At 69.4% G+C, this 13035-nt stretch carries 14 protein-coding genes; 4 read left to right on the forward strand and 10 right to left on the reverse strand.

The window, feature by feature from the left end:
• The first annotated feature begins 194 nt into the window (after positions 1 to 194).
• Complete coding sequence (locus IT293_09880; GenBank protein MCC6764960.1) at positions 195 to 1310, forward strand: thioredoxin family protein; 1116 nt, start codon at positions 195 to 197, stop codon at positions 1308 to 1310.
• Between the two features lie 30 nt (positions 1311 to 1340).
• On the opposite strand, the gene rlmD is transcribed toward IT293_09880, so the two are convergent.
• Positions 1341 to 2528 carry a 23S rRNA (uracil(1939)-C(5))-methyltransferase RlmD gene (rlmD, locus tag IT293_09885; GenBank protein ID MCC6764961.1) on the reverse strand — a complete coding sequence of 396 codons (1188 nt, stop codon included), beginning with the start codon at positions 2526 to 2528 and terminating at the stop codon, positions 1341 to 1343.
• A gap of 76 nt (positions 2529 to 2604) precedes the next feature.
• The gene (locus IT293_09890; GenBank protein ID MCC6764962.1) at positions 2605 to 2862 is read right to left on the reverse strand and encodes a hypothetical protein; all 258 of its coding nucleotides are present in this window, start codon (positions 2860 to 2862) and stop codon (positions 2605 to 2607) included.
• Between the two features lie 105 nt (positions 2863 to 2967).
• On the opposite strand from IT293_09890, the gene IT293_09895 reads away from it, so the two are divergent.
• Positions 2968 to 3489 (forward strand): hypothetical protein, encoded by a 522-nt coding sequence (locus IT293_09895; GenBank protein MCC6764963.1) that lies wholly within the window; start codon positions 2968 to 2970, stop codon positions 3487 to 3489.
• 9 nt (positions 3490 to 3498) lie between these two features.
• Here the strand turns inward: IT293_09895 and IT293_09900 are convergent, their stop codons facing one another.
• Both IT293_09900 and IT293_09905 read right to left on the reverse strand, forming a co-directional pair.
• Entirely contained in the window at positions 3499 to 3837 is a 339-nt protein-coding gene (locus tag IT293_09900; protein MCC6764964.1) for a hypothetical protein, read from the reverse strand.
• 151 nt (positions 3838 to 3988) lie between these two features.
• Entirely contained in the window at positions 3989 to 5098 is a 1110-nt protein-coding gene (locus IT293_09905) for a c-type cytochrome (GenBank protein MCC6764965.1), read from the reverse strand.
• A 98-nt stretch (positions 5099 to 5196) separates the two neighbouring features.
• Between IT293_09905 and IT293_09910 the strand changes: the two genes are divergently transcribed.
• Positions 5197 to 5604, forward strand: a complete 408-nt coding sequence (locus IT293_09910) for a DUF4079 family protein (protein ID MCC6764966.1) — start codon at positions 5197 to 5199, stop codon at positions 5602 to 5604.
• Between the two features lie 103 nt (positions 5605 to 5707).
• Here the strand turns inward: IT293_09910 and IT293_09915 are convergent, their stop codons facing one another.
• Positions 5708 to 6052, reverse strand: coding sequence for a type II toxin-antitoxin system PemK/MazF family toxin (locus tag IT293_09915; protein ID MCC6764967.1), 345 nt, complete (start codon positions 6050 to 6052; stop codon positions 5708 to 5710).
• Complete coding sequence (locus tag IT293_09920) at positions 6042 to 6272, reverse strand: AbrB/MazE/SpoVT family DNA-binding domain-containing protein (protein MCC6764968.1); 231 nt, start codon at positions 6270 to 6272, stop codon at positions 6042 to 6044. Before IT293_09920 ends, IT293_09915 begins: the two co-directional genes overlap by 11 nt.
• Positions 6273 to 6308: 36 nt before the next feature.
• On the opposite strand from IT293_09920, the gene IT293_09925 reads away from it, so the two are divergent.
• Positions 6309 to 6527, forward strand: coding sequence for a hypothetical protein (locus IT293_09925; protein ID MCC6764969.1), 219 nt, complete (start codon positions 6309 to 6311; stop codon positions 6525 to 6527).
• A gap of 325 nt (positions 6528 to 6852) precedes the next feature.
• Here IT293_09925 and IT293_09930 read toward each other — a convergent pair whose 3' ends face one another.
• The 4 genes from IT293_09930 to IT293_09945 all read right to left on the reverse strand — a co-directional run.
• Complete coding sequence (locus IT293_09930; GenBank protein MCC6764970.1) at positions 6853 to 9999, reverse strand: type I restriction endonuclease subunit R; 3147 nt, start codon at positions 9997 to 9999, stop codon at positions 6853 to 6855.
• Positions 9996 to 10709: an abortive infection family protein gene (locus IT293_09935; protein MCC6764971.1), complete on the reverse strand. Its 714-nt coding sequence runs from the start codon at positions 10707 to 10709 to the stop codon at positions 9996 to 9998. The genes IT293_09930 and IT293_09935 overlap by 4 nt, the downstream gene beginning before the upstream one ends.
• Positions 10709 to 11938 (reverse strand): restriction endonuclease subunit S, encoded by a 1230-nt coding sequence (locus tag IT293_09940; protein ID MCC6764972.1) that lies wholly within the window; start codon positions 11936 to 11938, stop codon positions 10709 to 10711. Before IT293_09940 ends, IT293_09935 begins: the two co-directional genes overlap by 1 nt.
• Positions 11928 to 13035: SAM-dependent methyltransferase (locus IT293_09945; protein MCC6764973.1), on the reverse strand; the 1108-nt coding region annotated here is incomplete at its 5' end. The genes IT293_09945 and IT293_09940, both read right to left, overlap by 11 nt.

A 13035-nucleotide genomic window follows, 5' to 3' on the forward strand; every position in this document is an offset into this window, starting at 1 on the left:
AGACCCAGTGCTGGCCTCCGCCCGCCGCGTAGCCACCGTCGTCCCGACCTGCTCGAAAGCGTCAACGCCGCCGCCGCGAACGACGTTGCCGCCGTCGCGTTCGGCATCCCGATGGGTCGCCCGTGCTTTCACGCGGCGCCGCGGTGCGGGAATCAGCCGTCGCCGTGACGTCGCTCTTGGCCCGGCTGGCGAAGATGCTGGGTACGCTCGTCGTCGCGCTCGTCGCGAGCGCCACGACCACTGTCGGCACGGTGGCCGGTGCCAGCGCGGAGGGCGCCGCGGCGACCGCGCCCGCCGAGCTCGAGGTGTTCACGCGCGAGGGTTGTCCGCATTGCGCCGAGGCCGCCGATTTTCTCGCCGATCTCCGGCGCGAGCGGCCGGAGCTGCACATCGCCGTGCACGATGTCGGACGTGACGCGGCGGCGCTCGCCCGCCTGCGAGAGCTGGCGGCGCGCCAGGGCATCAGCCGCGCCGGTGTTCCGGCTTTCCTCGTCGACGGCGAGCTCGTGATCGGCTTTCGGGGTGCCGCCTCCGCCGCCGAGTTGCAGGCCCGCCTGGCCGGAGCGCGGTCCGTGGAGGACGCGGTCGACACCGGTTGGTTCGGGCTGCTGCGCGCGGATCGGCTCGGTCTACCCGTCTTCACCATCGCGCTCGGCCTCCTCGACGGCTTCAACCCGTGCGCGATGTGGATGCTGCTCTTCGTGCTGGCGCTGCTCGTGAACCTTCGCGACCGAACCCGGATGGCGCTGATCGGCGGGACGTTCGTGCTCGTGAGCGGAGTCGTCTACTTCGCTTTCATGGCGGCATGGCTGAACATCTTCCTCCTCATCGGCTACGTGCGCGCCGTCGAGATCGCGCTCGGTTTCCTCGTGGTCGCGATCGGCGCGGTGAACGTGAAGGATTTCGTGGCGTTCGGCCGGGGTCCCTCGCTCGGCATCCCGCAGGCGGTGAAGCCCGGGGTGTACGCGAGGATCCGAGGCATCCTGCAGGCCGAGCGCCTTCCGGCCGCGCTCGCCGGTGCGATCGTACTCGCCGTGCTCGTGAACGCGATCGAGCTGCTCTGCACCGCGGGGCTGCCAGTCCTGTACACGCGCATCCTGACCGGGCGAGCGCTGCCGAGCGGGCAGTACTACGGGTACCTCGCGCTCTACAACGTCGCCTACATGGCGGACGACGCGGTCATGCTCATGGTCGCCGTCGTCACGCTCGGCCGCCGCAAGCTGCAGGAGCGCGAAGGCCGGTGGTTGAAGCTGGCGAGCGGCGTCGTCATGCTCGGCCTCGGGACGGCGCTTCTCGCGCGCAGCGTCTGAACCTCGATTGTCCTCGCGACGTCGACGATGTCACGTGGAATCGCGGACGAAGATCCCGAGGACCTCGACGTGCGCCGTCTGGGGCAGGAGATCGAACGGTTGCACCCGGGCGAGGCCGAAGCCCCTGTCGGCGAGCACGGCGGCGTCGCGTGCGAACGATTCGGGATGGCAGGAGAGGTAGAGGATGCGACGCGGCGCGCGCGCGGCGACCGCGCGGGCGACGGTGGCTCCGGCCCCCTTGCGCGGCGGGTTCATGGTGACGACGTCGACCGGCTCCGTGAGCGCTCCGAGCGCGTCCTCGACGCGCCCCGCGACGAAGCGGACGTGCGCCGCGCCGGCGCGCGCGGCGTTCGCCCGGGCCGCATCGACCGCGGCCGCCACCTCCTCGATGCCGACCACCGCCCCGGCCGTCCGCGCGAGCGTGAGGGCGATGCCGCCGACGCCGCAATAGAGGTCGACGACGCGTGCGCCCGCGTCGACCGCCGCGGCCTCGGCGATCGCTCCGTAGATCCGGGCGGCCATGCGTGTGTTGGCCTGCACGAACGCGGTCGGCCCGGCGGCGATCACGACCTCACCGTAGCGCTCGCGAAGCACACGCTCGCCGAACACCGCCTCGGTGCGCGCGCCGAGGATCACGTTGCCGCTCGTGCGGTTCTCGTTCACGAGCAGCCCGGCGAGCGGCAGCGAGCGACGAAGGCGGCGCGCCACGCGCGCCGCCTGAGGCAGCGGGACACGCGAGCTCACCAGCGTCACGAGGACGTGCTCCTCCGCGACGCTGGCGCGCAGGAGCGCGTAGCGGACGCCCGTACGCCCGCGGCCGTGGATCGGCATGCGCTCGCGCTCGAGCGCGGCGCGCAGCGCCGGGATCGCGCGTTGCAGGAGGGGGGTGTGGAGTGGGCAGCCGCTCGCGTCGACGACACGGTGGGTGCCGGGGGCATAGAGGCCGAGGACGACGTCGGCGCGGGTCGCGCCGACCACGAGCTTGGTCTGCACGCGGTAGCCGCTCGGCTCGGAGGCGGGCGCGACGGGATCGACCGTCGCGACGCCGCCGTCCGGCAGGACCGCGGCGAGGGCCGCGACGACGCGGCGATGCTTGGAGGCGAGCTGATCCTCGTAGGGCCGCCCGACCCACGGGCAGCCGACGCAGCCCGGATAGTGCGGACACCCGAAGGGGGCGGCGGGTCGCGGCGTCGAGGGGGGCTCGGAGGAACGCGCCACGCGAACGTCTTTCCGTAGCGATGGGGAGCGAGAAGAGCAGGCGCGTCCGCCGCGCTCGGCGGACGCGCCCGCGACGTCAGTGGACCGCGGGCTTCGCGCCCGGCGCACCGGTCGGCGAGTCGGTCTCGTGGTACTGCATCTCGTACTTCTGCTCGAGCGCTTCGATGCGCCGCTCGAGATCGCGACGCTTCGCTTCGCTCATCGGCTGGGGCTTGCTCCTGGTCGTGGTCCGGGCGCTCTTGGCCGCCTTCGGCTTGACGGCGGTCTCGTCGGCATGCGCCGCGGTCGCCGCCATCGTCAGTGCTACGAGGCCGGTCATCAGGAATGATCGCATCGGTGCTCCTCCTTTAGGCGCGCTCTGGTATCGCAGCGGACGCCGAAAGAGAAGCTGGGCGCCATGGCCTTTACATGGCGGAGCTCCGGTGGATAGAGAAAAGCCATGACGCGCACCCCGGTAGTCGTCGCCACGTTGGCTTTCGTCGGCATCAGCAGCATGAGCGTCGTCCTCGCGGGGCCCGCGCTCGCCGACGGCAGCATCGACGCCAAGCTGCAGTGCCAGGTCGAGTACGGCTCGCAGTCCGAGATGGGCGCCGCCTGCAAGGAGGGCGTCGACCTCGCGGCGAAGGCGGACGCGACCGCGGAGGACGCCATGAACCGCTGCAGCGCGAGCCGGGAGAACGCGGCGCGGGTCACCGCCTGCCAGCAGGGCGTGACCCTGTACGGACGCTTCGCCGGCCGGGTACGGAGCACCGACAGGAGCGGCTTCTCCTATACCTGGACCCAGCCGAAGACGGGCTTCCAGGTCGACGTCGGCGACTACCAGGCGAGCGTCGGCAACCAGAAGGCCGTCGACGACTGCATGCGGGCGTTCGAGGGCACCGACGCGCCGCCGAGCTGCATGGCGGGCATCACCGTGCAGCCGAAGGCGCCGGCGCCGATGACGGCACCGGCCCGCGAGTAACGCCGGGCGCTACTCGCCGCACATCCGGCGCAGCGACCGATCGCGCGCCAGGGCGTCGTCCGGGATCGAGTCGCAGACCTTGCTGACGCGCGCGTGATGCGCCTCGTCGGCCGCGGCCTTGCGCTCGCTCACCCTGGCGGCCTCCCGCGCCGCGGGATCGCGACGAGCGTTCTCTTCCGCGATGCCGTGCGCGATGTCCGCGTCGCTGGTGCCCTCGGGCGCCTCGATCTTCACGGTGACCTCGTTCGGCGGGATCTTCGGCTTCGGCATGCCCGCCGGCCCCTCCGCCCGAGCGATGCCCGCCACGCTCGCCAGCAACGCCGCCCCCGCGATCACGATGGTTTTCATGGGGAACCCTCCTGACGCCGGCGGGTGCATGGCACGTGCCACGCGAAAAGCGACGACTCGCCGGGCGGCGGGCGGGCGAGGCACGTCACGCGCGTGACGACGCGACGTCCGGCCGCCGCCGACCTCGCATGCGCAAGCGCAGCGCGCCCGCTCAGCGCCGCGGGGACGCGAGGGGCACCGGGGTGAACGCCGCCGGCTTCGCCGGCGGGGCGGCGATCGGCATCTGGCCGTCGGCGGCCTCGACCGGATGCCCCTGCGTCGCCCACACGAAGAACCCCTCGTCCAGGATCGCGGTGTTCGGATACCCGCGCTTGCGAAGCTCTTCGAGGATGCGTCCCGACTCCTCGTGCGGACAGACGCAGTAGGCGATCACCCACGTGCCGTCGTTCGGCACCTTGTCGAGGTCGCGCATGTCGAAATAGGGGACGGAGACGGCACCCGTGATGTGCATCCGCAGGTAGTCGGACGTCGGCCGCGCGTCGATGATCACCATGCGGCGCTTCTCGGCCCAGGCGGCAGCGACCTCGGCGACCGACGCGTAGCGTCCGAGCCGGAGCGTGAAGTCGGGGGGTGCGCCCTGCGGGTTCAGGACGACGGGCATCGCCGGCGCGGGCGGGGGCGGTACGACGGGCGCCACGGGCACGGGACGCGCGAGCGAGCGCACGTAGGCGATGACGTCCTCGATCTCGTTCGCCGCGAGCTTCCCCTGCCAGGCCTCCATCGGCGTGCCCGGCCGGCCTTCCACGACCGCGACCCGGAGGTACGCGTCGGAGGCGGAGGCGAGGAACATCGGGTTCGCCAGGTGGACGGCGTTCCCGCGCCCGGTCGCGGTTCCGTGACAGCTCTCGCAGTGCGCGGCGTAGAGGCGGCCACCCGCGGCGACGTCCCCCTTCGAGGCCTTGGGGGGCAGGACCGGCGGCGCGGCGGCGCCGTCGCGGACGAAATCGACGAGCGCGTCGACCTCGGCGGGCTCGAGCGGGCCGCCGACGCTCTTGCCGAAGCCCGCCATCGCGGTTCCGGCGCGTCCGCGCTCGATCGCGACCTGCAGGAAGGGCGTGCTCGCGCTCGCGCGGAAGGTCGGCGAGGAGAGCGAGGGCGCGTTGTCGGCCGCGTACCCCTCGAGCGCAGCGCCGTGGCAGAGCTGGCAGTACTTCGCGTAGAGTGCCCGTCCGTCCGGCGCGGCGGCGGCGCGGGACGCCGCCGCCCCGAGGACGACGAGAGCCACGGCGAAGGAGAGCAGGGGACGAGCGACGACCATCACGAGCGGGGCCTCCGAATGTCACAGATCGCGGTCGCGGGCCACCCGGGCGCGCCGCGCTTGCCGGGCGCCCGTCGGTGCGCCAGAAGCAGCCGGTGCCGATGGGAACGTCGCGATGGATCGCGTTCTTCCACCCGTTCGTGGCGCTCGCCACCCTGGTGTTCATGGCCTGGGTCGCGTCGCTCGGCCTGCGCTCGCGCGACCGCCTCGAGGGGCACCTGCGGGCGCGCCACGCCCGGCTCGCGGCGTGGGCCTACGGACTCATGGTGTTCAACGTGGCCGCGGGACTCGTCTCGACCCGGGTGTTGCGGCCCGATCTCGACGCGCGCGGCCTCATGCACTTCCGCCTCGCGGTCGCGATCGTGGTGGTGATGACCGCCGCCGCCTGGCTCTCGCGCCGGATCGAGCGCGACGCCACGGCGCGCATGCTGCACCCCATCCTGGGACTGCTCGCGCTCGTCCTCTCGGGATTGCAGGTCTTCTTCGGCATGCCGCTCCTGCCGCTCTGAGCGGCGCGCGCGATCAGCACGCTGCCAGGGGACGGCGATGATAGGACGCCGCGCGTGCGTGCATGGAGTTCCCAAGGTTCCATGATGAGCTCCATGCAGGGAGTCATGACGCCTCGGAGAACAGTTTGAGCTGTGCGGCGCGAACCACTTCGGCGTCGGCTGAGGAGAGTCTTCCCAACTGACCGCGCACCAGACGATGGTCGAGGGTAAATAGCTTGAAGCGCACCTTGGAAGGCGCTGGCAACCCGGCGGCGGCCAGGTCGGTGAGCGGACAATCCAGCGGCCAGGGAGCATTGGCTTGCGACGTGATCATCGCCATCACCGAATGCCCGGCCGGCGTGTTGAACGTGACCGGGTCGGACAGCACCAGCGCCGGCCGGTTCTTGCTGGCGTTGCGGTCGGTGAAGGGGAAAGGAACGCGGACGACGATGTAGCGCTCAAAGCTCACGGTAGGCTTCCTCGTCGGCGGCGCCAGCCCACTCGCCGAGCGTGCCCTCGACGGCTCGCAGGTATTCGATATCGAGAGGCCGCACGCCACGTACGGTGGCGACCCCGTCCGGGCCGACTTCCCAGGCGATCAGGTCGCCTGCCGCGACGCCCAGCGCGGCGCGCACTTCCCGCGGAATCGTGGTTTGGCCCTTTGCGGTGATCTTGGCAACGGCAACCATCGTCTCCTCCTGTAAGGACCGCATTACTTCCTTACTATGAGGCGAGCATTCCGTCTGGTCAAGCAGGCCCGTCTGAAGCCAGTCAAGGGCGGCATGCTCGGCCGGATGATTCTGCGCTGGGTGGCGGCCGCGCTCGATCACGCCCAACCGCGCTTCCGAGCGATCCGGGGATTCAGCGAATTGCCGAAACTCCGCACTGCACTCGTCGCGAATCTTGCCTCAGGTGGCAAAATCGGAGAAGAGCTGGCCGCGTGATGACACCGTCACCGAGGACCGCCGTTTTCAACAACGACTTTTAGCAGCGAACGGGACATCCCCGTGGCGGGCGAGGTACTCGGACAGCGCCTCGGCATACAGCTGACTGCGGGACTTCCTGGTTCGACGTGCTTGGCGCTCTGCCTCTCGAAAAACGTCGTCGCGTAGCGAGACAGCGGTCTTCATACCGATGGTATAACCCGTGGCGACCCGCGTCGCAAGGCCGAGTCGGCCTTTGGTGTGCTGCCTTTTGAAGCCGCCTAACGCCCAGCATCAGCGGCGGCGCGAAGCGCCGTCAGCTGCATGCTGTTGTTAGACGCCCATCTCATGCGGCCGCCCATTCCCCGGACAGCAGCGCCGCCTGCTCCAGAACCGTCTGCGTCGCCTTCTCCTGCTTGTCCGGCGGGTAGCCGTGCTTGCGCAGGATGCGCTTGACCAGGACGCGAAGCTGGGCGCGCACGTTCTCGCGCAGAGTCCAGTCGATGGTGACGTTCCTGCGCACCGTCTCGACCAGCTCGCGTGCGATCGCCCGCAAAGTGTCGTCGCCCAGGACCTTCACCGCGCTGTCGTTCGTCTCCAGCGCGTCGTAGAAGGCCAGCTCGTCCTCCGACAGACCCAGCGTCTCGCCGCGCTCGTTCGCTTCGCGCATTTCTCTCGCCAGCGCGATCAGCTCCTCGATCACCTGCGCGGCTTCGATCGCCCGATTCTGGTAGCGGCGGATGGTCTGCTCCAGCATCTCGGCGAACGAGCGCGCCTGCACGAGGTTCTTACGACGCCGGCTCGCGACCTCGCCTTTGAGCAGTTTCTGCAGCAGCTCGACCGCGAGGTTCCGCTGCGGCATGCCGCGCACTTCGGCCAGGAATTCGTCGGAGAGAATCGAGATGTCGGGCTTCTGGAGCCCGGCGGCCGCGAAGATGTCCACGACTCCTTCCGGAGCGACCGCACGCGAGATGATCTGCCGCACGGCTTGCTCGATGTCCTCCTCCGGACGCGCCTCGCCGGGCGCGCGCTTGGCGAGCACAGCCTGCACCGCCTGAAAGAACGCCACGTCGTCACGGATGCGCAGTGCTTCGGCGTGCGGTACCGCCAGCGCGAAGGCCTGCGACAGCTCGCGCACCGCGCTAATGCAGCGCTCCTTGCCGCGCTCCTGCGCCAGGATGTGTTCCTGCGCTGCGGGCAGCAGGCCCAATCGCTCCGCCGGCGTGCCGGTCGTCCACTTCGAGCGGTCGAAGCCGTGAAAGAGGCCGCAGCAGACCTCGAACTTCTCCAGCATCAGGGCGACCGCCTCGTCCTGGTCGAGCGCCGTGCGCCCGGTGCCGCCGCTCTCGGTGTAGGTGGCCAGCGCCTGCTTCAGTTCCTGCGCGAGACCCAGGTAGTCCACCACCAGCCCGCCAGGCTTGTCTTTGAACACGCGGTTCACGCGCGCGATGGCCTGCATGAGACCGTGCCCGCGCATCGGCTTGTCAATGTACATGGTGTGCAGGCTCGGCGCGTCGAAACCGGTCAGCCACATGTCCCGCACCAGCACCATGCGAAGCGAATCGCCCGAGTCACGAAAGCGATTGGCGAGCGTTTCGCGCCGCGGCTTGTTACGGATGTGCTGCTGCCAATCCACGGGGTCTGACGCCGACCCCGTCATCACGACCTTGATGGCTCCCGCATCGTCCTCGGTGGCCGCCCATTGTGGCCGCAACCTGGCAATCGCGTGGTACAGGTCAACGCAAATGCGCCGGCTCATGCACACGATCATCGCCTTGCCGTCCATCGCCTCAAGGCGCTTCTCGAAGTGCTCGACGATATCGTGCGCCACGAGTTCAAGCCGCTTCCCGGCGCCAACCACTGCTTCCAGCTGCGCCCACTTGGTCTTGAGCTTCTCCTTGCGCTCGACCTCCTCGCCCTCGGTGGCCTCCTCGAAGTCCGGGTCGATCTTCGGCCGCTCTCCCTCGTCGAGAGCCAGCTTCGCCAGCCGGCTCTCGTAGTAGATCGGCACCGTCGCCCCGTCCTGGACGGCGCGCTGGATGTCGTAGACGCTGATGTAGTCACCGAATACCGCGCGCGTGTTCGCGTCCTGCAGCTCGATCGGCGTGCCGGTGAAGCCGATGAACGAGGCGTGCGGCAGGGCGTCGCGCATGTGGCGCGCGTAGCCGTCGATGAAATCGTATTGGCTGCGGTGCGCCTCGTCGGCGATCACCACGATGTTGCGGCGGTCCGAGAGCGTTGGGTGCCGGTCGCCCGCCTCCTCGGGGAAGAACTTGTGGATGGTCGTGAAAACTACGCCCCCCGCCGCCACCGAGAGCAAGTCTCGCAGGTGCGCCCGGGATTCGGCCTGCACCGGCGGCTGGCGCAGCAGGTCCTGGCAGCGCGAGAAGGTGCCGAAGAGCTGGTCGTCGAGGTCGTTGCGGTCGGTGAGCACCACGATCGTCGGGTTCTCCATCGCCGGCTCGCGGACGATGCGACCGGCGTAGAAGGCCATCGTCAGGCTCTTGCCCGAACCCTGCGTGTGCCAGACCACGCCCACGCGGCGGTCGCCTGGCTTGCCGCCGGGCTTGCGCCCCGCCTCGTAGCGCCCGGTCCCCTCGGCCACCCGATCCGCACGGGCCAGCTCGGCGGCGCGCAGCGTCTCGCCCACGGCCACCTGCACCGCGTGGAACTGGTGGTAACCTGCCAGCTTCTTGACCAGCCGCCCGCTGCCGTCGTCCTCGAAGACGAGGAAGTCGCGCACCAGATCGAGGAAGCGGCGCGGCGCGAACACGCCCTCGATCACCACTTGCAGCTCAGGCATGTGGCTGTCGGCCAGTGCGTCACCGGCGATGGTGCGCCATGGCTTGAACCACTCCCGCCCGGCGCCGAGCGCTCCGACCCGAGCCTCGACGCCGTCGGAGACGACTAGCACGCCGTTCGACGCGAAGAGCGCCGGGATCTCGGCCTGGTAGGTCTGGAGCTGCTGGAAGGCGGACCAGATCGTCGCGTTCTCGTCCGCCGCGTTCTTGAGTTCCAGCACCGCCAGCGGCAGGCCGTTCACGAGCAGCACCACGTCCGGTCGGCGGCTGTGCTTGTTCTCCGTGACGCTGAACTGATTGACAGCGAGCCAGTCGTTGGCACCGGGCTCGTCGAAGTCGATCACCCGCGCCTGCGCGCCGCGCAGCTCGCCCTCGGGCGTGCGGTACTCGACCGTCACGCCGTTCACGAGCAGCCGATGCAGCGCGCGATTACGCTGGAGCAGGTCTGCGCCCTCGGGCCGCGTGAGCTTGCGGAACGCATCCTCCAGCGCCTCGGGTGGCAGCGCGGGGTTGAGCCGGGCCAACGCATCGCGCAGCCGCTGCGCGAGCACCACCTCGCCGTAGTCGCGCCGCTCGGCGGCTGGCATGTCCGGTGCGATGTCGGGGCCGTGCGCGATGCGCCAGCCCGCGGCCTCCAGCCAGGCGAGGGCGGCCTGCTCGACGACGGATTCGGTGACACCGCGTTCCGTCATGGTGCCGCCTCCGATGGAGCCACCGCGCCGACCTCTGCGTCCTCACTGTTCTCGTCGAACTCGGCCGCGTAGATGCGGTAGCTCTCCGGCTCCATCTGGAAGAGGACTTCGCTGGCCCGGAACTCGATTTCGAAGATGCGGACCGGGCCGTGCGCCTCGTCGACGGAATCGTTGAACGCCTCGTGTTCGTCGTACAGCGAGCGGGGCGAGGGCAGCGGCGTGCGGTCCTGCCGGTGGACGCGGTGCAGGAACCCGACGATGGTGTCGGCCGCCTCGGCCGCCATCAGCGCCTGCACCGACTCCATCGCCGGACGCGGCTTGTCCGACCCGTGAGAAGCGAAGCCGCACTGATTGCGCAGTTCGCAGATGCCCTGGATAGCCGTGCTCAGCCCGCTGAGCGTGCGCCTCAGGCTGTCGCCTGTCGCCGCTTCGCCGCTCGCCGTGAGCGGCAAAAACGGCAGGTGGTTGCTCGCGGTCTTGAAGAGCCTAGGCAGGTCGTCGTCTTCGCTGAAGGCGACCTTGCGTTCGCCGAGGATCGTCCGGCACGCCGTCTCGACCAGCGTCCGCGCCAGGTCGAAAGCGAGGGCAGGATTCTCCACCACGGCCTGCTCGATGCTCCGCACCTGCTCCTCGATGTGCGTCAGCCCGGCCGCGAACGCCTCGCGCGAACCGTGCATGACGAACGGAGCAGCAGGTGCGGGAGCCGCCATCAGACAGCCCTCCCGATGAACTTCTCGGCATCCCCGATGCGAATCTCGCCCGAGATGAGCTTGGGCAGCAGCGCGTCACGCAGAGCAGCGAGGGTGCGGGATTCGCGTCTGCATTCGAGTGTCCGCGCGAGGAGCGGCTCCGCCGCCTGCTCGAATCGCCTCAGGAGTGATTCGGGCGGTCGGACGACTGCCAGCCCGAGAATTGCGGCCGCCTGCGCTCTCTGATGGCTTTTCGACGTTCCCGTGACGAGGCCTTCGAGTTCCTGTCTGAACGATTGGGAGCGTGCAAGGCAGTACACGTGGGATCGTCCATGCGGTGGACGCGGAACGAGCACCAGAAACTCTGTCGAGCAGATCGCGCGATCCCCCGGCTGAACGTCGACGAGCCATACTCGCTCGATCTCGGGATTCAGTTTCGAGAGCAGCACGACCCCGGCCGGAACGCGAGCTTTCAGGCTCTTGATGCTCTCGCCGACTTCGTGCTTCGGCCACTGTCCCTCGTCGTAGGCTGGGATGCTGAAGTGACGGAACGCCACGTCCGGCGACTCCAGGGGATTTTCGGTCTCCCTGCGTAGCTCGACCACGGCGTCGAATGTGCCCCACTCCCACCCCTCCGGAATCTCGCCGAGTTCGGAGTCGACGAGGCGGGCGGGGAAGAGGTCGGCGAGGGGCTTGGGGAGGCCGGGGTCGCGCCCTTGGGCCTTGGCGCGGACTGGGTCGAAGTCCACGAACCACGACTTGAAGAGTGCCCGCGCCATCGCCTCCAGCGTCTCGCTCATCCGCCGGTTCAGCGCGATCTTGTCGTCCAGCGTGCCGAGGATGTGGGCGATGGCGCGTTGTTCCACTGGTTCGGGAACCGCAGCGGGAATCCGACTCAGGATGTCCTGATTCAGCAGTGGTTGCCCGGAGCCGGCACGCCAGTTGTTCAGGCTGAGCGTTCCAAGCAGGTAGAACAAGAACCGCGAATCGTTGTCATCGAGCGCTGTTGCGCGAATCGCGTTATCCGTTACCCAGCAGCGCTCCTTGCTGAGGTAAAGGGAGCCGCAGTAGCTGCCTACGCGCCCGATCACGATCGAACCCGCATCTGAATTGGGTGCGGCGGCACGCCCGATCACGCCGTTTGAGCCGTAGACCGGATAGGGCAGGCCGTCTGCTCGCTCTGGACTTGAGCGGCCATTCGCGAACGACAGCAAGCGTCCGAGCGTCGTCTCAGCCCACTTACCCGCCATACCCGAGCTCCTTCAGGTTGGCGGCGATGGCGGCATCCAGCTTCGCAGCCTCGGCCTGCTGCTCGCGCAGCGTCGCGACGAGCCGCTTCATCTTCTCCTCGAACTGCTCGCCATCGTCCTCCTGCGCCTCGGCGCCGACGTAGCGGCCGGGCGTGAGCACGTGGCCGTGCTTGCGCACCTCGTCGAGCGCCGCGCTCTTGCAGTAGCCGGGCACGTCGGCGTACTCGCCCGCCTCCTGCTCGCCGCGCCAGGCGTGGTAGGTCGCGGCGATGCGCGCGACGTCCTCGTCGGTCAGCTCGCGGTGGGTGCGGTCCACCATGCGGCCGAGCTTGCGGGCGTCGATGAAGAGCAATTGGCTGCGACGATCGCGGAACTTGCCGTTCCTGCGGTCGCGCGCGAGGAACCACAGGCACGCGGGGATCTGCGTCGAGTAGAAGAGCTGGCCCGGCAGCGCCACCATGCAGTCCACGAGGCCGGCTTCGATCAGGGCCTTGCGGATCTCGCCCTCGCCCGACTGGTTCGACGACATCGAGCCGTTGGCGAGCACGAAGCCCGCGACACCCGCGGGCGCGAGGTGATGCACGATGTGCTGCACCCAGGCGAAGTTGGCGTTGCCGGCAGGTGGCGCGCCGTACTGCCAGCGCTTGTCGCCCTGCAGGCGCTCGCCGCCCCAGTCGGAGACGTTGAACGGCGGGTTGGCGAGGATGAAGTCGGCCTTGAGGTCAGGGTGGCGGTCGTTGTGGAAGGTGTCGCCGTGCGCGATCTGGCCGTCGATGCCGCGGATGGCGAGGTTCATCTTGGCGAGCCGCCAGGTGGTGTAGTTCGACTCCTGGCCGTAGATCGAGATGTCCGCCTTCGCCTTGCCGCCGTTGCCGTTCCCCTTGGCGTGCGCGCGGATGAACTCCACCGATTGCACGAACATGCCCGACGAGCCGCAGCACGGGTCGTAAACGCGGCCGCGGTAGGGCTCGAGCATTTCGACGAGGAGCTTGACCACGCAGCGCGGCGTGTAGAACTCGCCGCCCTTCTTGCCCTCGGCGCTCGCGAACTGCGAGAGGAAGTACTCGTAGACGCGGCCGAGCACGTCCTTGGCGCGG

This window comes from Deltaproteobacteria bacterium, assembly GCA_020848745.1.
In the GTDB taxonomy this organism is placed as follows: domain Bacteria; phylum Desulfobacterota; class Binatia; order UTPRO1; family UTPRO1; genus UTPRO1.

Coding starts and splice junctions, on each gene's coding strand:
- IT293_09880 (MCC6764960.1), top strand. CDS start 195: ATGCTGGGTACGCTCGTCGTCGCGCTCGTCGCGAGCGCCACGACCACT.
- IT293_09890 (MCC6764962.1), bottom strand. CDS start 2,862: ATGCGATCATTCCTGATGACCGGCCTCGTAGCACTGACGATGGCGGCG.
- IT293_09895 (MCC6764963.1), top strand. CDS start 2,968: ATGACGCGCACCCCGGTAGTCGTCGCCACGTTGGCTTTCGTCGGCATC.
- IT293_09900 (MCC6764964.1), bottom strand. CDS start 3,837: ATGAAAACCATCGTGATCGCGGGGGCGGCGTTGCTGGCGAGCGTGGCG.
- IT293_09910 (MCC6764966.1), top strand. CDS start 5,197: ATGGGAACGTCGCGATGGATCGCGTTCTTCCACCCGTTCGTGGCGCTC.
- IT293_09920 (MCC6764968.1), bottom strand. CDS start 6,272: ATGGTTGCCGTTGCCAAGATCACCGCAAAGGGCCAAACCACGATTCCG.
- IT293_09925 (MCC6764969.1), top strand. CDS start 6,309: ATGAGGCGAGCATTCCGTCTGGTCAAGCAGGCCCGTCTGAAGCCAGTC.
- IT293_09930 (MCC6764970.1), bottom strand. CDS start 9,999: ATGACGGAACGCGGTGTCACCGAATCCGTCGTCGAGCAGGCCGCCCTC.
- IT293_09935 (MCC6764971.1), bottom strand. CDS start 10,709: ATGGCGGCTCCCGCACCTGCTGCTCCGTTCGTCATGCACGGTTCGCGC.
- IT293_09940 (MCC6764972.1), bottom strand. CDS start 11,938: ATGGCGGGTAAGTGGGCTGAGACGACGCTCGGACGCTTGCTGTCGTTC.